The following is a 19,049-nucleotide window of genomic DNA, read 5'->3' on the forward strand; positions in this document are numbered from 1 at the left end:
TGCCTCCTTTTCAGGCTTCAATTCAATTGCTGCCTAGTGTCTTACACCTATCAGATAAGGGCGAATGAATTGGTTTAAAGGTGGCGATAGCTTTTATGATTGAAAATGAATCTTTTCAATAATTATTGCCAATTGCTGATCGGTCGCAAGACGCGGCTGGCTTGCTGTGTTACCGCGTGGCGTAACTCAGCCAGAGCGTCGCTTTCTGTCTGCCAGTAGTGCCAATACAGAGGTACATCGAGGGAGTAACCCTGCCGAATGTCGACCAGTTCCCCCTGGTTGATGGCTTCGGTTACTTGCAACTCAGGCATCATGCCAAAGCCCAGGCCCGCCAGAGCCATGCGTACGAAACCTTCTGATGTTGGGCAGCGATGTACCCGGCCGGGCCCAGCGTGACCCTGATCGGCAAGAAAACGATGTTGCAGTCGATCATCATGGTTAAAGATCAGGCAGGGGGCCTGCGCCAATGCTGCATTGTCGATGAGGTTGTGACGGTGAATAAAGCTGGGGCTGGCGAGCGCGCGGTAACGCAAAACGCCCAGCGCTTGAACGCGACCGCCATTAACGCTTTGGCTTTGTGCGCAAATGCAGGCCATGACTTCACCATCGCGCATCCGTTTTAAGCCAATATCCTGATCTTCAACGATGAGGTCGAAATTGAACCGGTGACTGGATTCAGCCATACCCAGAGCATCGGGAAGCCAGGTGGCCATGGAGTCGGCGTTGGCGGTTAGCCGGATGTTTAAGGGTTGTTCGGCCTGGGTCAGGTCTTGCTCCAGCAACCGCACTTGCTGCAAATGGTTGTTCAGCCGCCTTCCCAGTTCGGTGGCGACCGGTGGCTGGGTTCGAATCAGCACCGGTTGGCCTTGCAGTGTTTCCAGTTGGCGAATGCGCTGACTGATCGCCGACTGGGTGAGGTGCAATTGCTCGGCAGCGCGTTCAAAGCCTCCGGTCTCAATGACAGCAGCGAGGGCTTCCAGTAGACGATAGTCAATCATTAGAAACTCTAATTAGGTATTAAGATTATTCGTTGGATTAATGATAGCCGCAACGAGTAGGCTGCGACCAATGATTCTTGAGCAGTAGGTTGCTTTGATGTTGTCGTCCATCATGACGGGGTTTGCGGTATCTCTGGGGTTGATTGTGGCAATCGGTGCGCAAAATGCCTGGGTGCTCAGTCGCAGCTTGCGCGGAGAACACCGCTGGGTGCTGGCGTTGGTGTGTGCGGGTGTTGATGCCGTTTTGATCGTCACCGGTGTTTTTGGCTTAGAGAGCGTGCAACGACTGGTGCCTGCTTTGGTGCCGGTATTGACTTGGTTGGGCGTTGGTCTGTTGCTGTACTTAGCGGCGCAATCCTTGTTGCGTGCCTGGCAGGGGAGTTCTGTTTTGCAGGCGGGGCCAGCGGCCAGTGCGGTTGGCGCTTGGACATTGGCGGGCCAGGCGTTGGCTATTTCGCTGCTCAATCCGCACGTTTATCTGGATACCGTCGTCCTGATTGGCAGCGTGGGTGCCCAGCAGACGTCACCAGGCTTGTATGCGTTGGGTGCATCACTGGCATCCTTGTGTTGGTTCACCGCACTGGCGGGGTCGGGGCGCTACTTGCAGCAGTGGCTGCGCTCGCCCTGGCACTGGCGTTGTTTTGATGCAGTGATTGGAGGGGTGATGGTGTTGGTGGCGGTGTCGTTAGTGCTCTAGCCGCTAATCGCTCAGGCTAAGCCCCGGCGGGTTGATTGATGAATGGAGTAACTCAAACCCGGGCCTTGACGGTACTTCTCATAAAGGCTGGCAATGGCTTCATCGAGCAGGTTCAGATATTTGCGGTCGATCGGGTGGACCTCGATACCGCGTTTCTCGCATTGAGAGGCCGCGTGTGCGTGTTTTATGACCATAAAAGGTGTGTGGTCATGTTCACGCAGGTGAATAGCCAGTTGGTGCTTTTCGTGTTCTGTAAGACCGTCGATGAACATCCCGGTTACCCGACTCAAATAAAAGAATGCAGCCTACTAGGGTAGACTGCGTTGACCAAGTTTTGTGAATTGGTCGCCATGAAAAGTGTGATTTATATCGCTTAAAAGTACAAGTAGCGTCAATTAATTGTCGCTTTGCGTAATATTAACGTCAGGATGGGTCGGGCTGTCAACTTTATCTGCAAGATAAATGGATCGGGTGGGCAGGGTAGGTAAAAAGCCCCGGGATTGGCTCCCGGGGCGCAGGCTTTATTGGCTGGCCAGTTCGCGCAGTACGTAATGCAAAATGCCACCATGGCGGTAGTAGTCCCACTCGACCGCGGTGTCGATGCGCACCTGTACGGTGAATGCGGTCTTCTTACCGTCATCGCTGGTGGCAGTGACTTCGAGTGTTTCCGGCTCGCCCTTGATGGGCTGGATATCGAAGCTTTCCTCGCCACTGAGGCCCAGACTTTCATGGCTGTCGCCGGGTTGGAACTGCAGCGGCAGGACGCCAAAACCGACCAGATTGGAGCGGTGAATGCGCTCGAAACTTTCCGCAATCACGGCTTTTACACCCAGTAAGTTGGTGCCTTTGGCGGCCCAGTCTCGTGATGAGCCCGTGCCGTACTCTTTGCCGGCCAGCACGACCAACGGTACACCATCCTTCTGGTACTGAGTGGAAGCGTCAAAGATGCTGGTCTGTTCGCCACTCGGAAAGTGCGTGGTAAAGCCGCCTTCGGTACCCGGAGCCAGCTGGTTGCGCAGCCGCACGTTGGCAAAGGTGCCACGCACCATGACTTCGTGGTTGCCGCGGCGCGAACCGTAGCTGTTGAAATCTTTGGGTTCGACGCCGTTCTCCTGCAAGTATTTGCCTGCAGGGCTGTCCGGTTTGATGGCGCCCGCGGGGGAGATGTGGTCGGTGGTGATCGAATCACCCACCTTAACCAGGCAACGCGCACCACTGACCGGTGCCGGCGCCTTGGGTTCCATGGTCATGCCGTCGAAGTAGGTGGGCTGTTTGACGTAGGTGGATTCCGGCCAGGAGTAGATTTCATCTTCCGGAACCGGCAGGTTGCGCCAGGCTTCGGTGCCGGCGAAGACGTCCTGATATTTTTCCTGATACAGACCGGACGAGACGGCGGCATTCACGCAGTCGGCAATCTCATGCTGGCTCGGCCAGATGTCTTTCAGATACACCGGTTTGCCGTCGCTGCCGGTGCCCAGCGGCTCGGTATTCAGGTCGATAGCCATGGAACCGGCCAGCGCATAGGCGACCACCAGCGGAGGCGAAGCCAGGTAGTTGGTCGGCACATCCTGATGGATACGGCCTTCAAAGTTGCGGTTGCCCGACAACACCGACGAGACCTTGAGATTGCCCGAACGAATCGCCTCAGAAATAGCCGCATCCAGCGGGCCGGAGTTACCGATACAGGTGGTGCAGCCGAAGCCAACAATGTTAAAACCCAGCTCTTGCAATGGCGCCAGCACGCCGGCTTTTTCCAGATAGGCCGGCACGACTTGTGAGCCCGGCGCCAGCGAGGTTTTTACCCAGGGCTGTGACATCAGACCTTTTTCCCGAGCCTTCTTGGCGACCAGGCCCGCAGCCATCAGCACGGCCGGGTTGGACGTGTTGGTGCAGCTGGTGATGGCGGCAATCACCACGGCGCCGTGTTTCAGCAAATGACGGCTGCCATCCATTTCGTATTCCACCGCGCCTTTGTCCTGCAGCTTGGCGCTGTCGACCGCGGTTTGTCCGCCTTCGCTGAGAAAGCGGCCATCGGCCTGATCGGAGGCGATGGTTTTTTCGTCTTCTTCGAGCAGTTTCAGGAATTCGGCTTTGGCGTTGCTCAGGGCGACACGGTCCTGCGGCCGTTTGGGGCCGGCCAGGCTGGGTTCGACGGTCGACAGATCGAGCTCTAGCGTATCGGTGTAGTCCGCTTCGCGCGCACCGGTTTCACGCCACATACCTTGTTGCTGAGCGTAGGCTTTAACCAGATCGCGGTTCTGCTGACTGCGACCCGATAGTTCCATATAACGCAGCGTTTCGTTATCGATCGGGAAGATGCCGCAGGTCGCGCCGTATTCCGGCGCCATATTGGCGATGGTGGCACGGTCGGCCAGTGGCAGGTTGTCGAGGCCGTCGCCGTAGAATTCGACGAACTTACCGACCACGCCTTTTTTGCGCAGCATCTGGGTGACGGTCAGCACCAGGTCGGTTGCCGTCGCGCCTTCGGGCAGCTTGCCGTTGAACTTAAAGCCGACCACTTCGGGAATCAGCATGGTGATCGGTTGACCGAGCATTGCCGCTTCGGCCTCAATGCCACCGACGCCCCAGCCGAGCACGCCCAGGCCGTTGATCATGGTGGTGTGAGAGTCGGTGCCGACCAGCGTATCGGGCAGCGCCCAGGTTTCGCCGTCTTTGTCTTCGGTCATCACGACTTCGGCCAGGTATTCCAGATTCACCTGATGCACGATGCCGGTGCCCGGCGGTACGACTCGGAAGTTATCCAGCGCTTGCTGGCCCCAGCGCAGGAATTGATAGCGTTCGTTATTGCGCTCGAATTCGCGGTCGGTGTTTTTCTTCAGCGATTCCATATCGCCGTAGTAGTCGACCATGACGGAGTGGTCGATGACCAGATCGACCTGTGAGCGCGGGTTGATGCGCGAAGGATCGGAACCGAGCTTACTCATCGCTGCGCGCATGGCGGCCAGATCGACCACTGCCGGTACACCGGTGAAATCCTGTAATACAACGCGAGCAGGTGAGAAACCGACCTGATAGCTGGGTTCGGCATTGGCGTCCCAGTTACAAACGGCTTTGATATCCTCGGCGCTGACGTTCTTGCCGTCTTCTTTGCGCAGCAGGTTTTCCAGCAGGATTTTCAGTGAGAAGGGCAGGCGATCGAGGTCGGTCTTATTGGCCAGTGCCTGTAGGTTGTAGTAGCGGTAGGTTTTGTCACCTACCGCCAGGCTGTCGAGGGCGTTGAAGCTGTTGCTCATCGAAAATCCTCCGTCGTTGGTCCGCGTGCCCTACACGATGGGAGCTGCGCGATCAGTGGTCCACTGCCAGTCCGATGAGTCTTTGCTATGAGCGCTGTTCGTTTTTTCCTTGGTTCTTGGCTTCAATCCAACGGCTCATAAACTCTTCGGCCCGGTGTTCGGTACGCCGCAGAATACGACCCCAGATCTGACGGTTGCGATGGTCGGCCAGATTGAGCGCTACGCTGTTCAGGCGGCGAACGAAGCCTGGTACATAATCTTGATGCCAAAAGCCGCTTTTCAACGCTTGAATGCCGGATCGCTGCGTTTGCTGCCAGGCAACCTTGTCCAAATAGAGGCGCACAATGGAGTCGGCCAGCTGTTGCGGAGCGTCGCTGATGGGGTAACCCCAGTTGTCCAGCGGTGCCATGGCTTCGGCGCCGATGGGCGTGGTAACGGTGGGCGTGCCGCTGAGCCAGCCGTCGAGAATCTTGCCTTTCTGGCCGGCACCGTAACGCAGCGGCGCCAGATTGAGTCGATAATTTTCCAGCGTTGCCAACGCATCCTCGGCGCGACCTTTCAGATAAAACCCGGCTTTGGGTTGATGCTGTTGCTGAATGGCATGATCGGCGTAGGCGCCGTAAACGTGGCATTCCAGGGTTGGTAATTGCTGACGCACTTTTGGCCAGACCGCGGTGCGGAACCAGGCAACGGCATCGCGATTGGGCGCGTGTTTAAAACCGCCGATCATCATCAGATTCTGGCGTTCATCGAAGCCAGGCAGAGCGTCGAGGTTTGGCAGTTGATCGACCAGAAAAGGCAAGTACAACAACTGCTCGGCCGGGAACTGAAACTGTTTATGCAGCAGTTCGATTTCGAACTGGGAAATCATCAGCGTCAGATCGCAGCGTGCCATCGACGCCAGCTCGCGCTCGGCAGTGGCGTTAAACAGGTTCAGCGGCTGGCCGGAAGTAAGTGCTTGCTGACGCGCGTCGCGCAGGCTGTGAAAGTCGCTGGTATCCAGCAGCGTCATGGCGTCCGGACACTGTTGATGCACGCGCCAGCCGAACTGCTCTTCCATGACGAAACGGTCGTAAACCACTAAGGCGGGTTTGAGCTGGGCAATCCAGTCGTCGAAGCCGGAATCGTTGACGGCGATGTTGTGTTGACGATGGCCGGTATTGGCCTGGAAGGGAGAGACGTCCGCCGCGCTGGCAATCTCGACCTGATAACCGGCGCTTTCCAGCGCCCCAATCAGGTCGAGTGTACGCCGACCGGCGGCGGTCGAATTGGATTCCGGCCAGTGCCGGGCGAGCAACAGTGCCAGGCCGGCCGAAGTGATCATGTTCAGCCTGCGATCGGGCCGATGCCGACTTTACGGCGCACGTCTGCCATCAACGGCACTGACAGATCACGCGCTTTTTCCGCGCCGCGTTTTAAGATGGCGTCGAGCTGAGCTGGGTCGTCCATCAGCGTCAGGTAGTGTTCGCGTTTTTCTTTCAGTTCCTCGTTGAGGAATTCGAACAGTACCTTCTTCATTTCGCCCCAGGCGATGCCATTGGCGTATTGCTGACGCATGTCGGCGATCTGGTCTTGAGAGGCAAAAGCCGAATAAATATCGAACAATGCTGAGTCGTCTGGATCTTTCGGTTCGCCCGGTTCCAGCAGGTTGGTTTTGATCTTGTTGATCAGCTTGCGGAACTTTTTCTCGCCTTCGAACAGCGGAATGGTGTTGTTGTAACTCTTCGACATCTTACGACCGTCGAGGCCGGGCAGAATCATGCCGGATTCTTCAATCACCGCTTCGGGCAATTTAAAGGTGTCGCCATAGATGTAATTGAAACGGCCGGCGATGTCGCGTGCCATTTCGATGTGCTGAGTCTGGTCTTTGCCGACGGGGATTTTTTCGCCGTTGAACATCAGGATGTCGGCGGCCATCAGAATCGGATAGCTGAACAAGCCCATGGTGATGCCGCGATCCGGATCGGCGTTGTCGTCGTCGATGTTGTCCTGCACCGCCGCTTTATAAGCGTGGGCGCGGTTCATCAAACCCTTGGCGGTGACGGTCGTCAGCACCCAGGTCAGTTCGGTGATTTCCGGAATATCGGTCTGGCGATAAAAGGTAACGCGCTCTGGGTCCAGACCGCAGGCCAGCCAGGTTGCAGCGATGGCGCGGACCGATTCCTGTACCCGTTCCGGTTCCTGACATTTGATCAGGGCGTGATAGTCGGCCAGGAAGAAGAAGGATTCGGTGTCCGGTTTTTGGCTGGTTTCGATGGCCGGGCGGATAGCGCCCGCATAATTACCCAGGTGAGGAATACCGGTGGTGGTGATGCCGGTCAGTACGCGCGTCTTGCTCATGAGGCTCTTCTGGAAATTGATTGGAGAGCGCGAACCTTAGCGGAAAGGGGCGTTAAAATCGAGAGCCCCGGCGCGTGGCCGGGGCTTTTAGCAAGGTTCTGGTGACAGCGGATCAGGACTTTTCGTCGTCCGGATCGGTCAGCCAGGACGGCACTTCGTCCTCGTCAGCTTGTTCTTTTTCCGGCGGCATCAAATCTTCTTTGGTCAGTTTCATGGCCAGCAGAATATTGGACGCCACATAGATGGACGAGTAAGTACCGATAACCACACCGACGGTCAGTGCTTCGGCAAAGGCGCGAATCATTTCGCCACCGAAGATGCCCAAAGCGATCAACACCAGCAATGTGGTCAAGGATGTGATGACCGTCCGGCTCAGTGTTTGCGTCAGCGAGATATTGACCAGATAGATCGGATCGTCACGACGAATGGTGCGGAAGCTTTCGCGAATGCGGTCGGCGACCACGATGGTGTCGTTCAAGGAATAACCGATCACCGCCAGAATGGCCGCCAGTACCGTTAAGTCGAACGGGAACTGAGTCACCGCGAAGAAGCCGAGCACGATGATGACGTCATGAATCAAGGCGGCGACTGCGCCGATGGCAAATTTGAACTGGAAGCGCAGCGCGATGTACACCATCACCAAACCGAGCGCGACGATCATGCCGATGCCGCCTTTCTCACGCAGTTCTTCACCCACCTGAGGGCCAACGTATTCGTTGCGGCGCAACTCAACGTCATTGCGTTCGGCCGACAATAAGTCCAGCACCTCATTACCGAGGTCGGGATTGTTGTCTTCCTGCATGCGGATCAGCACGTCGGTGTTATTGCCGAAATACTGCACCACCACATCGCGATAGCCAGCGTCGGTCAGGACAGTACGTACCTGATTCACATCGGCCGGCTGTTCGTAGCCGACTTCGATCTGGGCACCACCGGTGAAATCCAGGCCGTAGTTCAGACCGCGTACCGCCAGGGCGATAACGGCAATCACCAGCAGGGTAATGGAGAAGGCGGCCGCCAGGTGGCGACGACCCATAAAGTTATAAACTTTTGGTTCACTCATGTCGGCGTCCTCAGATCGGCAGCTTTTTCAGGGCCCGACCACCGAAGGTCAGGTTCGCCAGCGCACGCGTGAGCATGATGGCCGTGAACATGGAGGTGAGAATGCCCACCGAGAGGGTGACCGCAAAGCCTTTGACCGGGCCGGTGCCGATGGCAAACAGAATCACCGCCACAATGAGGGTGGTGATGTTGGCATCGAGAATGGTGACAAAGGCGCGGCCGTAACCGGCGTCGATGGCGGCCTGCGGCGGTCGTCCTTCGGCCAGTTCCTCACGGATGCGACTGAAGATCAGCACGTTGGCGTCCACCGCCATACCGACCGTCAGCACGATACCGGCAATACCAGGCAAGGTGAGCGTCGCGCTCATCAGCGACATCACCGCCACGATCAACACCAGGTTGGCACCCAGAGCAACGCTGGCGAAGACGCCAAAGACTTTATACCAGGCGACCATAAACAGAATGACCAGCGCAAACGCGATGATCACCGAGTTGGTGCCCTGACGAATGTTTTCCGCACCCAGGCTTGGGCCGATGGTGCGTTCTTCGACAAAGCTCATCGGCGCCGCCAAGGCACCGGCGCGCAGCAGCAGTGCCAGTTCGGATGCTTCCTGAGGACTGTCCAGACCGGTGATCACAAAAGAGTTGGAAAAGGCACCGCGAATGGTGGCCAGCGAGATGATTTCTTTCTCTTCAACGCTGTCGTAGACCGGAACCGCTTCGCCATTTTGCTGCTCGTAACGTTGCAGTATCGACTTCTGTTCGATGAACAGTACGCCCATTGGCCGGCCGATATTGGAACGCGTGACCTGACCCATGCGCGAGCCGCCTTCGCCGTCCAGGCTGACCTGGACTTGCGGCAGACCGTTCTGGTCGTACGAGGTGCGCGCATCGGTGACGTTGTCGCCGGTAACGATGACGTCACGCTCCAAAGACGCCGTTCCACGGCCGCCCTGACTGGAACGCATCGGGAACACTTCGCCGCCACTGGTGGCTTCCAGACGGAATTCCAGGTTGGCGGATTTACCGAGAATGTTCTTCGCCTGTGCGGTGTCCTGCACGCCTGGCAGTTCCACCACGATGCGGTTTTCACCCTGACGCTGTACCAGCGGTTCGGCCACGCCCAGTTCGTTAACACGGTTGTTCAGGGTGGTGCGGTTCTGGCTGACGGCGTAATCCTGCAATTCGTTGATGCGGGCTTCGGTCAGCGTCAGCGACAGGCCCGGCAGGCCACGCGCTTCGATGTTCTCGTGCTGGAAATCGGGCAGGTTGTCGCGCAGCCAGTCTTCAGCCTGGTCGCGGAAATCGGTATCGGCCAGCAGAATCTGGATGGAGTCGTCGTCGAGCACATCGACACCGCGATAGCGGATGTTTTCTTCGCGGAAGCTGCGCCGGATATTGGCCGAGTAGCTGTTCAGCTGAGTATCGATAAAGCGGTCCATATCGACTTCCAGCAGGAAGTGCACACCGCCGGACAGATCGAGACCCAGAGCCATGGGTTGCGCGCCGATGGCTGTCAGCCAGTCGGGCGTCGTCGGTGCCAGGTTCAGCGCGACAATGTAATCGCTGCCCAGACCACGCTGGATGGCGGCCTTGGCGTCCAACTGGTCGTCATTGGAATTCAGTCGCACCAGCGCGGACTGACCGACGATCTCTTCGCCGAAATGGTCAATGTCAGCGTCGTCGAGCAGGCTGGTAATACGGTTCAGACTGGTCTGGTTCATAACCATGCCGGCGTCGGCGCCACGCACCTGGACAGCCGGGTCGGCGGGAAAGAGGTTCGGCAAGCTGTAGAGAATGCCCAACGCCAGCACAACGACGACGATGGCGTATTTCCACAGCGGGTACTTGTTCAGCATGAGGGTTTCCTGAGCGATTAAGCGGGCCAGCAGCGAGCGGTCAACGTGCCAAAATGAAAACGCCGCTTCCGGGGAAGCGGCGTTGGCTGTGGCCGATCAGAGGGCCTTCAGCGTGCCCTTGGGCAGGGTGGCAACGATGGCCTGTTTCTGGAACGTCAGTTCAACGTTGTCGGAGACTTCAACGCTGACGTAGTCGTCGCTGACTTTAGTGACCTTGCCAGCGATACCGGCAGCGGTGGTCACTTCATCGCCTTTGCTCAGCGCAGCGATCAAGGCTTTGTGTTCTTTGGCGCGCTTGCTTTGCGGACGCCAAACCATGAACCAGAAGATCAGCACGAACAGACCGAGCATGATCGGCAGTTGCCAGGTGGGTTGTGCCGGAGCGGCAGGAGCAGCCAGAGCCAGTGCCGGGGACAGAGCCAGGGCAGCGGCGGCGAGCAGTTTTTTCATTGTGTAACTCCGAAATGCCAGAGGTTGATTGAATTTATAATTAATAAGCCAGAGGCAATTAAAAAGGCGTAGCAGCCCCATTTGATGGGGCCGTTTGGCCGAGCCTCAAGGCTGGGTGTTCGGTTGTTGGTCGCTTAGGGCGTTAGCGGCGGTGTTTCCAAGCCGCGGGCCGCGTAGAAGTCGTCCACAAAGGCCGACAATTTACCCGCTTCAATGGCACCGCGCAAACCAGCCATTAAGCGCTGGTAATAGCGCAGATTGTGCAGCGTACCGAGCTGGGCGCCGAGCATTTCGCCGCATTTGTCCAAATGGTGTAAATAGGCGCGGCTGAAGTTCTGGCAGGTGTAGCAATCGCACTGGGCGTCGAGCGGCGCGGAATCGTGACGATGTCGGGCGTTGCGAATGCGCACCACGCCATCGGTGGTGAAGAAGTGACCGTTGCGACCGTTACGCGTCGGCATCACGCAATCGAACATATCGACGCCGCGACGCACGCCTTCGACCAGGTCTTCCGGCGTACCGACGCCCATCAGATAGCGCGGTTTGTCGGTCGGCATCTGCGGGGTGACGTGATCGAGCATGCGCATCATGTCTTCTTTGGGTTCGCCGACGCTGAGGCCGCCGATGGCGTAGCCATCAAAATCGATGTCGGTGAGGCCTTTCAGGCTGACGTCGCGCAGGTCTTCATACATGCCGCCCTGAATGATGCCGAACAACGCCGACGGGCTGTCGCCATGAGCTGTTTTGGAACGCTTGGCCCAGCGCAGGCTCAATTCCATCGATTTCTTAGCGACCTCGTGTGTCGCCGGGTGCGGCGTGCACTCATCGAAAATCATCACGATGTCGGAGCCCAGCGACCGCTGGACTTCCATGGAGCGTTCCGGCGTCAGCTCGACTTTGGCACCATCGACCGGTGAGCGGAAGGTCACGCCTTGCTCGGTGATCTTGCGCATCTTGCCCAGCGAGAACACCTGAAAACCACCGGAGTCGGTCAGAATCGGTTTGTTCCAGCCGGCGAAGTCGTGCAGGTCGCCGTGTTCTTCAATCACCTGAGTGCCGGGGCGTAGCATCAGATGAAAGGTGTTGCCGAGAATGATGTGCGCGCCGATCTCTTCGATTTGCTGCGGCGTCATGCCTTTGACCGTGCCGTAAGTGCCGACTGGCATAAACGCCGGTGTTTCCACCTGACCACGCGGGAAATTCAGCGTGCCACGACGGGCAGCGCCATCGGTGGTTTTGAGTTCGAAATCCATAAAACAGGTGCGGCTCATGCGGGTTCCTCAGGCAGAGTTTGGCGGCTGACAAACATGGCATCGCCATAACTGAAAAAGCGGTAGCGTTCGTCGATGGCGGCCTGGTACGCGGCCATCACCGCCTCGCGGCCGGCAAAGGCGCTGATCAGCATAATCAGCGTCGACTGCGGCAAATGAAAGTTGGTGACCAGCGCATCGACCACTGCGAAACGATAGCCCGGATAGATAAAGATGTTGGTATCGCCGGTAAAGGGCTGCAATTCACCGGAAGCGGCGGCCGATTCCAGCGAGCGTACCGAGGTGGTGCCAACGGCAATCACCCGACCGCCACGCGCGCGGGTTTCACGCACCGCTTCGACCACAGCGTCGGACACTTCAATCCACTCGGAGTGCATATGGTGGTCTTCGACCTTGTCAGCTTTCACTGGCTGAAAGGTGCCAGCGCCGACGTGCAGCGTAACGAAAGCCGTATTGACGCCTTTATCGGCGAGCTTCTTCAGCAGCGCTTCATCAAAATGCAGACCGGCCGTGGGTGCGGCGACTGCGCCGCGGCGCTCGGCGTAGACAGTCTGGTAACGATCGCGATCACTCGCCTCATCAGCCCGGTCGATATAGGGCGGCAGCGGCATATGGCCGTGCTGTTCCAGCAGCTCGACCAGCGGCGTGTCATTCAGACAACGCAGCTTGAACAGGTTGTCGTCGCGACCGGTCACTTCCAGCTCGATGCCGCCTTCCAGCTCCAGCCGTGCACCTGCTTTCGGCGAGCGCGAGGAACGCACATGCGCCAGCGCGGTTTGCTCGCCGGTCATGCGCTCGATCAGCACTTCGATCTTGCCGCCACTGGCTTTCTGGCCGAACAGCCGCGCGGGTATCACCCGGGTGTTGTTGAACACCAGCAGATCGCCGGGTTCAAGCTGGTCGAGTAAATCCGGGAACTGGCGGTGCGCAATGGCACCGGTGGCGCCATCAAGACACAGCAGGCGGCTGCCGGTGCGCTCGGCGGCGGGTTGGCGAGCGATCAGCTCGTCGGGCAAATTGAAATCGAAATCGCGAACGTCCATGCGGGTCGTCGGGCCTGGAAAAAGGGTCGCGTATTTTAGGGGCAGAGCGGACATAAAAAAAGCCGGCAGGGGCCGGCCAAGGTTCCGAGGTTCTCCGATCGGTACGATCGGTTGCCGAGTGCTTTCACGACGGGCGCAGACTAACGCTCTGCTGTGACAGCGCTATGACAGCGCCCGAACTTGAAATCTGGTAGACTCCGGCGCGCTTAATTCCGACCGCTTCTCCACACATTCAGGGCCCTGTCGATGACTCAACTGACTCTGCGTACCCCGGACGATTGGCATCTGCACTTTCGCGACGATGCCATGCTGGCTGAAACCGTGCCCGCCACCGCACGCTGTTTTGCCCGCGCCATTGTGATGCCCAACCTGACGCCGCCAGTCACCACCGCCGACATGGCCAGCGCCTACCGCGAACGCATTCTGGCGGCACGTCCGGCTGGTAGCAGCTTCGAGCCTTTGATGACGCTCTATTTAACCGATCGCACCACAGCGGCCGATATTCAGGCTGCAAAAGCGGCGGGCGTTGTCGCCGCCAAACTCTATCCGGCCGGCGCCACGACCAACTCCACGGCGGGTATCAGCGCGCTGGAAAGCCTCGACCCGGTGTTCGACGCCCTCGCCGAAGCCGGTTTGTTACTGTTGATTCACGGCGAAGTCACCGATGGCGATGTCGATATCTTCGACCGCGAGAAAGTCTTTATCGACCGTCATCTGGCGGGCATTGTCGAGCGCCACCCGGGTTTGAAAGTCGTCTTCGAACACATCACCACCCAAGACGCCGCTGACTTCGTTATGGCCGCGCCCGAGCGCGTGGCCGCCACCCTGACGCCACAACACCTGATGCTGAATCGCAACGACCTGTTGGTCGGCGGCATCCGCCCGCACAACTATTGCCTGCCAGTACTCAAGCGCCGCACCCACCAGGAAGCCCTGCGTGCCGCCGTCGCCAGCGGCTCGCCCAAATTCTTCCTCGGTACCGACTCAGCGCCACACGAACGTCACAAGAAAGAAACCGCCTGTGGCTGCGCCGGCTGCTACTCGGCCTGGTCGGCGCTGGAACTCTATGCGCAGGTGTTTGAAGAGCTGGGCGTACTCGACAAACTGGAAGCCTTCGCCAGCGAACACGGCCCCAACTTCTACGGCCTGCCGCTCAACGAGGGCACAGTAACGCTGGTGCGCGAACCCTGGCAGCTGCCAGAGCGGATTGACTTGGCCGATGGCGAGACCATCGTTCCGTTCCAGGCTGGCGAAACCATCAACTGGCGCATGAAAAGCGCAACTTGAGGCAGACAAGCCATTGACGGGCAAGGATTTTTCGCTAGAATGCCCGTCACTTGCGAAAGCAATGCCAGAGTGGCGAAATTGGTAGACGCAGGGGATTCAAAATCCCCCGGTGGCAACACTGTGCCGGTTCGAGTCCGGCCTCTGGTACCAGATTGTGAAAAGCCCCGATCACAAAAGTGGTTGGGGCTTTTTATTTGCCATGAGTCGCGAGCTGAACACGAATCGGCACGTGCCGGCCGAGATGTCGGACCATCGAGTCCGGCCTCTGGTACCCAATTAAAAAGTCCCGATCATCTAATGTGATCGGGGTTTTTTGCTTCTTTGGAGCGTGGTGCCTATTTGCTTTAGCCTTCCATCCCCGCCATATCCATCCAAACCATTTCCCAGACATGACCATCCGGGTCAGCCAGGTTGCGGTTGTACATAAATCCCATGTCCTGTTTGGGGTTGATGTCGGCGGTGCCGCCGTTGTTGGTGGCGGCTTCGTTCAGGGCGTCCACCTGGTCTCGGCTTTCGCAGGCGAGAGCGAGCATGACTTCGCTGCTGGTGGTCGGCGGAATGGGGCGGTCGGTGAAGGTTTTCCATTTGGCGTGGGTCAGCAGCATCACCAGGATGGATTCGCTCCAGACCATGCAGGCGGCGGTTTCGTCGGTAAATTGTGGGTTGTTGGTGAAGCCCAGCGCGGCGTAGAAATCCATGGCGGTGTTCAGGTTGGCGACGGGCAGGTTGACGAAAATCATTGGGGTCATCGTTAAGGTCCTATTGATGAGGGCTGTATCTGGGCTTTGTCGATTATTGATGGTTCATTTCGACAAGGTCACGCAGAAGTTCTTACTGCCATGGTGTTTAAACTGAGGGAGACGAGCGGCATTTGTTTAGAGCCGATGGCGTTTCAGCGTTGGTTAACACGGGCTTCGAGTGGTTCCCACCATTGTCGGTGGCGCTCTTGTAAATACCCGGATTCAGACCATTGCTCCAACGTGGCACTCAAAGGCGCGACCAGGTTCTGGTGGCGCTTGTGGATATAGTGATACATCGGCACGTCCGACAATGCCGGGCCCAGGGGGCGGACTCTTTGCAGTTGCAGATCACGAATGGTTGCCAGGCCTTGGGTATAGGGCATCAGTACCACATCCACACGCTGACGGTCGGCCATGCGCATCATCTGAGACAGGTCGTTGACCTCAACGAGGGTCAGCCCCGCGGGTAATTTGTCGCGGGCGTCACTGGGTACGATGCCTCTGAGGACCCCCATCGTCAGGTCATCATGCAGTGGCCAGCTCAGGTCGTTTCGGCCAGTGAACAGCATCAGCCTCACGCTGGATATGACGGTGGGCAGGCGGAGGTAACTGGGGTTTCTTTGGTTAAGGCCTAGAGGTGAAACGATGATGGCATCGGCGCTTTCTTGAGCCAGGATGAACGCTTGCCTGGGCGCTGGTATGGCCAGCAGGGTCACCTCGGCACCGGCGCTTTGATACAGCTCCGTTATTAACGGAATACCCACTTCGTTGTAGACCGAATTCGACAGCGTAATGACAGTCAGCGGATCAGCGAACACGCTTTTAATCCAGCAAACACAAACCAGACTGCTTACAGCAAGGTGCCTCATTCAATGCCCTGTCGCAGGGTTAGCCAGTGCTTTAAATGTAGCAGATGGCCGGGGGTTGTCGTCATTGATCTGTCATCAAAGCTTCATACACTCCCCGCTTCGGTGCCAGGGAAGGGTGTAACGGCATTTCGCGGCAGGCGAGGGTTCGTCTGGAAATGTCACCTCGATTCAAATGCGGGTTGTTAACCCGCGCAGGTCAGTGGTTCGAGAACAGCATGCCCCTGCATTTACGTTGGAAAGACAGTTTGACGGATCATTGGACCTGGTGGGTTTCTCTGATTCTGATGGTGGTACCGGTCACGCTGCTGTGTTTGTTGATGTTGTCGACCGTGCGCAGCCACCAAGCCGATGAGGCGCGCGATAAAGCGCTGTCGGTGTTGGCCGATCTGGATATTTTGCTCGATCACGTCAATGGCAGTCTGATCAACCTGCAACTCGATAACAGCCAGGGCTGTTCGCCACAGCGACGCCAATTGATGCAACGCGAGGCGTATGGCTTGCCCGGCATCGAAGGTTTTTTGCGCATCGATGCGGGCTATCGCTTGGTTTGCACCAGTTGGGGCGCCGTGAATGACGCCCGGCCGATGGACGCCTTGCAACCCGGGTTGGGCTTGCATTTATCGCTGGAACGGCGCATTCCGGTCGTCGAGCGGCCCGGTTTGTTGATCTATCGCTGGGACGCGCGTGGGGTGGCGACAGCGGCGGTGTTGTCCTCTGCGGCCCTGCGCCAATTGTTCGATCGCATTCGCTACGCGGATGAGGCCGTGATGATCGGCCATCGTGATCAAACCCGGCCATTACTGGTGGAAGGTGCGCTGTCGTCGCTCAATCGCCAGGCAGCCGAAGCGGTACTTGAGCGCAACGATCCCTTAGTTGAGACGGCTCTGAGCCCGCGCTCGCGTCTGGTGCAGGTGCGGTCCAGCCAGGATGCCAAATTGAGTGTGTCGTTAATCTATCCGCCGGCGACGCTTTGGTCGGTGATCAAGCTCGAACGCTGGGCGGTGTTCAGTATCCTCTTGCTCAGTTGTGCGTTGACGGTGGCCTGGGTGTTATTGCGTCGGCATCGCTTGGAACAGGTCAGTCATCAGATTCGACTGGGTTTGGCGCGGCAGGAATTCGAAGCCTGGTTTCAACCCATTGTTGAACTGAAAACAGGGCGTTGGTTGGGGGCCGAGGCATTGGCGCGATGGCGTCGCGATGGGCAGAGTGTGTTATCGCCTGTCGAGTTTATTGCCGAAGCCGAAGCCAGCGGTCAGATACGCGAACTGACAGCCATCATGGCCTGGCAGAGTTGTGAATTGTTGAATCGATTGGTGCCCCAACAGGGCGACTGTTACATCTCCCTGAACGCCTCGCCGCATGCGTTGGGCGACCATAGTTTGGATTTTGCCGATCGGCTGCGGCGGTTTTTCCCGGCGTTGTCAGCAACCCATTTGCGAGTGGAAATGACCGAGTCGGCGTTGGACCCGAGCCGTCGAACTCAGGTGCGCGATGCTCTGGCGCGGTTAGATGCGCTTGGCTGTGTGATTGGCATTGATGATTTTGGCACCGGTCAGGCGGGCTTGGATTATCTCAGTGATTTGCCGTTCAGTTTCCTCAAACTGGATCGACGTTACGTTCAGGCCATCGGAACAGACAGCATCGATTTCCGTTTGTTGCAGAGCATCATTGCGCTGGCGCAATCGCTGCAACTGACGATGGTTGCCGAAGGCGTGGAAACCTCGCAGCAGGCCGACTGGTTGATCGCTCAGGGCGTGTCTTATGCACAAGGCTGGCTCTATGGTAAGCCCATGCCAGCGGACGCCTATTACTCGGCGTTTCTGGAAAACCAACGGGCGCAGACCCAAAGGCCGCGCCGCGTGGTTTGAGGGTGTTTTATTCCAAAGGTTCGTACGGCAGGCCGACGTAGTTTTCAGCAATGGTGGTTAAGCCCGCCTGGGAGCCGGTGACGTATTCCAGCTCGGCCTGGGTGATGCGTTGATCAAAATCTTCATCACCAAAACGATGCAGCATTGAGGTCATCCACCAGGAGAAACGTTCGGCTTTCCAGATGCGGCGCAGACAGACTTCGGAATATTTTTCCAGCAGATCAGCGCGGCCATCGTGGTAGGTGGCGGTCAGCGCACGATACAGGGTACTGACATCGCTGGCCGCCAGGTTTAAACCTTTTGCGCCGGTCGGCGGGACGATGTGTGCGGCGTCGCCGACCAGGAACAGGTTGCCGAATTTCATCGGCTCGGCCACAAAAGAGCGCAGCGGTGCGATGCTTTTTTCGATCGAAGGACCGGTGATCAGTTTCTCGGCGGTTTCCTCGGGCAGGCGTTTTTTCAGTTCGTCCCAGAAGCGTTCGTCGGACCAGTCTTCGACTTTTTCATCCTGTGGGACTTGCACGTAGTAGCGACTGCGGGTGGCCGAACGCATGGAGCACAGTGCAAAGCCGCGTTCGTGTTTGGCGTAAATCAGTTCATCGGATACCGGCGGGGTATCGGACAGCACACCGAGCCAGCCGAACGGATAAACGCGCTCGAAGGTTTTCAGTTTGTCCTGCGGTACCGATTTGCGCGAGATGCCATGGAAGCCATCGCAACCGGCAATGTAATCGCATTCCAGCGTGATGTTTTCGCCGTCTTTCGTGAAGCTGACGCTGGGTGTGTCGCTGTAGAAATCGTGTGGCTGAACGTCGCTGGCTTCGTAAACAGTCGTCAGGCCGGCGGCGGCGCGCGCGTCCATCAGGTCTTTGGTGATTTCGGTCTGGCCGTAGACCATCACGGTGTCACCGCCGGTCAGCCCGGCCAGGTCGACGCGGATTTTGCGGCCGTCAAACGCCAGATAGACGCCTTCGTGAACCTCGCCTTCGCGGTCCATCCGTTCATGGGCGCCGGCTTCACGCACCAGGTCGACCATGCCTTGCTCCAGTACGCCGGCACGAATGCGGCTCAGAACATATTCCTGGCTGCGCTGTTCAATGATGACGTTATCGATGCCCTGTTTGTGCAGTAATTGGCCTAACAGCAGACCAGACGGACCGGAGCCGATGATGGCAACTTGGGTTTTCATGAGCTTCTCCACGATGGCCGGGTTGTACAACTCGCCGGCTTTGTTGTTATGACTGTCGCGTTATGGACTTGTCATTTTCGTCGATGGAGTGGCGCTTTGAATGGCTAAATCGCTGCAATACT

16 protein-coding genes and 1 tRNA gene are annotated in these 19,049 nt (G+C 57.8%); 4 read left to right on the top strand and 13 right to left on the bottom strand.

Going from position 1 to position 19,049, the window contains the following annotated elements; genetic code table 11:
- Positions 1-122: 122 nt before the first annotated feature.
- On the bottom strand, positions 123-998 hold the full coding sequence (locus BGP77_RS09750; protein WP_108164555.1) for a LysR family transcriptional regulator ArgP: 876 nt from the start codon (positions 996-998) through the stop codon (positions 123-125).
- 97 nt (positions 999-1,095) lie between these two features.
- Here BGP77_RS09750 and BGP77_RS09755 point away from each other — a divergent pair, with 97 nt between their 5' ends.
- Positions 1,096-1,695, top strand: coding sequence for a LysE/ArgO family amino acid transporter (locus tag BGP77_RS09755; protein WP_199224250.1), 600 nt, complete (start codon positions 1,096-1,098; stop codon positions 1,693-1,695).
- Between the two features lie 11 nt (positions 1,696-1,706).
- Here the strand turns inward: BGP77_RS09755 and BGP77_RS09760 are convergent, their stop codons facing one another.
- From BGP77_RS09760 to queA, 9 genes are all read right to left on the bottom strand, one after another.
- On the bottom strand, positions 1,707-1,967 hold the full coding sequence (locus BGP77_RS09760) for a hypothetical protein (RefSeq protein ID WP_108164556.1): 261 nt from the start codon (positions 1,965-1,967) through the stop codon (positions 1,707-1,709).
- 249 nt (positions 1,968-2,216) lie between these two features.
- A complete protein-coding gene (gene acnA, locus BGP77_RS09765; protein ID WP_108164557.1) occupies positions 2,217-4,949 on the bottom strand; it encodes an aconitate hydratase AcnA in 2,733 nt (910 codons plus the stop codon).
- An 85-nt stretch (positions 4,950-5,034) separates the two neighbouring features.
- Entirely contained in the window at positions 5,035-6,273 is a 1,239-nt protein-coding gene (locus tag BGP77_RS09770; RefSeq protein ID WP_108164558.1) for a glycosyltransferase family 4 protein, read from the bottom strand.
- A gap of 2 nt (positions 6,274-6,275) precedes the next feature.
- Positions 6,276-7,289, bottom strand: a complete 1,014-nt coding sequence (locus tag BGP77_RS09775) for a tryptophan--tRNA ligase (RefSeq protein ID WP_108164559.1) — start codon at positions 7,287-7,289, stop codon at positions 6,276-6,278.
- Between the two features lie 112 nt (positions 7,290-7,401).
- Complete coding sequence (gene secF / locus BGP77_RS09780; protein ID WP_108164560.1) at positions 7,402-8,352, bottom strand: protein translocase subunit SecF; 951 nt, start codon at positions 8,350-8,352, stop codon at positions 7,402-7,404.
- Positions 8,353-8,362: 10 nt separating this feature from the next.
- Entirely contained in the window at positions 8,363-10,210 is a 1,848-nt protein-coding gene (gene secD, locus BGP77_RS09785; protein WP_108164561.1) for a protein translocase subunit SecD, read from the bottom strand.
- Between the two features lie 96 nt (positions 10,211-10,306).
- Complete coding sequence (yajC, locus tag BGP77_RS09790; protein ID WP_108164562.1) at positions 10,307-10,660, bottom strand: preprotein translocase subunit YajC; 354 nt, start codon at positions 10,658-10,660, stop codon at positions 10,307-10,309.
- Between the two features lie 134 nt (positions 10,661-10,794).
- Positions 10,795-11,931 (bottom strand): tRNA guanosine(34) transglycosylase Tgt, encoded by a 1,137-nt coding sequence (gene tgt, locus BGP77_RS09795; RefSeq protein ID WP_108164563.1) that lies wholly within the window; start codon positions 11,929-11,931, stop codon positions 10,795-10,797.
- Complete coding sequence (gene queA, locus BGP77_RS09800; RefSeq protein ID WP_108164564.1) at positions 11,928-12,974, bottom strand: tRNA preQ1(34) S-adenosylmethionine ribosyltransferase-isomerase QueA; 1,047 nt, start codon at positions 12,972-12,974, stop codon at positions 11,928-11,930. The genes tgt and queA overlap by 4 nt, the downstream gene beginning before the upstream one ends.
- Before the next feature lie 246 nt (positions 12,975-13,220).
- Between queA and pyrC the strand changes: the two genes are divergently transcribed.
- Together pyrC and BGP77_RS09810 are read left to right on the top strand one after the other, a co-directional pair.
- Positions 13,221-14,261: a dihydroorotase gene (pyrC, locus tag BGP77_RS09805; protein WP_108164565.1), complete on the top strand. Its 1,041-nt coding sequence runs from the start codon at positions 13,221-13,223 to the stop codon at positions 14,259-14,261.
- Positions 14,262-14,324: 63 nt separating this feature from the next.
- Positions 14,325-14,411 (top strand) — tRNA-Leu (locus BGP77_RS09810).
- A 194-nt stretch (positions 14,412-14,605) separates the two neighbouring features.
- Here the strand turns inward: BGP77_RS09810 and BGP77_RS09815 are convergent.
- Together BGP77_RS09815 and BGP77_RS09820 are read right to left on the bottom strand one after the other, a co-directional pair.
- Positions 14,606-15,010 carry a VOC family protein gene (locus BGP77_RS09815; RefSeq protein ID WP_108164566.1) on the bottom strand — a complete coding sequence of 135 codons (405 nt, stop codon included), beginning with the start codon at positions 15,008-15,010 and terminating at the stop codon, positions 14,606-14,608.
- Positions 15,011-15,153: 143 nt separating this feature from the next.
- Positions 15,154-15,819 (bottom strand): ABC transporter substrate-binding protein, encoded by a 666-nt coding sequence (locus BGP77_RS09820; protein ID WP_158269339.1) that lies wholly within the window; start codon positions 15,817-15,819, stop codon positions 15,154-15,156.
- Between the two features lie 266 nt (positions 15,820-16,085).
- Between BGP77_RS09820 and BGP77_RS09825 the strand changes: the two genes are divergently transcribed.
- A complete protein-coding gene (locus BGP77_RS09825) occupies positions 16,086-17,738 on the top strand; it encodes an EAL domain-containing protein (RefSeq protein WP_158269340.1) in 1,653 nt (550 codons plus the stop codon).
- A 7-nt stretch (positions 17,739-17,745) separates the two neighbouring features.
- Here the strand turns inward: BGP77_RS09825 and pobA are convergent, their stop codons facing one another.
- On the bottom strand, positions 17,746-18,927 hold the full coding sequence (gene pobA / locus BGP77_RS09830) for a 4-hydroxybenzoate 3-monooxygenase (protein ID WP_108164569.1): 1,182 nt from the start codon (positions 18,925-18,927) through the stop codon (positions 17,746-17,748).
- Between the last annotated feature and the right edge of the window lie 122 nt (positions 18,928-19,049).

This window comes from Saccharospirillum sp. MSK14-1, from assembly GCF_003054965.1.
GTDB lineage: Bacteria > Pseudomonadota > Gammaproteobacteria > Pseudomonadales > Natronospirillaceae > Saccharospirillum.

Excerpts from the sequence above, each read along its gene's own strand:
- BGP77_RS09750 (WP_108164555.1), bottom strand. The coding sequence starts at position 998 with ATGATTGACTATCGTCTACTGGAAGCCCTCGCTGCTGTCATTGAGACC.
- BGP77_RS09755 (WP_199224250.1), top strand. The coding sequence starts at position 1,096 with ATGTTGTCGTCCATCATGACGGGGTTTGCGGTATCTCTGGGGTTGATT.
- BGP77_RS09760 (WP_108164556.1), bottom strand. The coding sequence starts at position 1,967 with ATGTTCATCGACGGTCTTACAGAACACGAAAAGCACCAACTGGCTATT.
- acnA (WP_108164557.1), bottom strand. The coding sequence starts at position 4,949 with ATGAGCAACAGCTTCAACGCCCTCGACAGCCTGGCGGTAGGTGACAAA.
- BGP77_RS09770 (WP_108164558.1), bottom strand. The coding sequence starts at position 6,273 with ATGATCACTTCGGCCGGCCTGGCACTGTTGCTCGCCCGGCACTGGCCG.
- BGP77_RS09775 (WP_108164559.1), bottom strand. The coding sequence starts at position 7,289 with ATGAGCAAGACGCGCGTACTGACCGGCATCACCACCACCGGTATTCCT.
- secF (WP_108164560.1), bottom strand. The coding sequence starts at position 8,352 with ATGAGTGAACCAAAAGTTTATAACTTTATGGGTCGTCGCCACCTGGCG.
- secD (WP_108164561.1), bottom strand. The coding sequence starts at position 10,210 with ATGCTGAACAAGTACCCGCTGTGGAAATACGCCATCGTCGTCGTTGTG.
- yajC (WP_108164562.1), bottom strand. The coding sequence starts at position 10,660 with ATGAAAAAACTGCTCGCCGCCGCTGCCCTGGCTCTGTCCCCGGCACTG.
- tgt (WP_108164563.1), bottom strand. The coding sequence starts at position 11,931 with ATGAGCCGCACCTGTTTTATGGATTTCGAACTCAAAACCACCGATGGC.
- queA (WP_108164564.1), bottom strand. The coding sequence starts at position 12,974 with ATGGACGTTCGCGATTTCGATTTCAATTTGCCCGACGAGCTGATCGCT.
- pyrC (WP_108164565.1), top strand. The coding sequence starts at position 13,221 with ATGACTCAACTGACTCTGCGTACCCCGGACGATTGGCATCTGCACTTT.
- BGP77_RS09815 (WP_108164566.1), bottom strand. The coding sequence starts at position 15,010 with ATGACCCCAATGATTTTCGTCAACCTGCCCGTCGCCAACCTGAACACC.
- BGP77_RS09825 (WP_158269340.1), top strand. The coding sequence starts at position 16,086 with ATGCCCCTGCATTTACGTTGGAAAGACAGTTTGACGGATCATTGGACC.
- pobA (WP_108164569.1), bottom strand. The coding sequence starts at position 18,927 with ATGAAAACCCAAGTTGCCATCATCGGCTCCGGTCCGTCTGGTCTGCTG.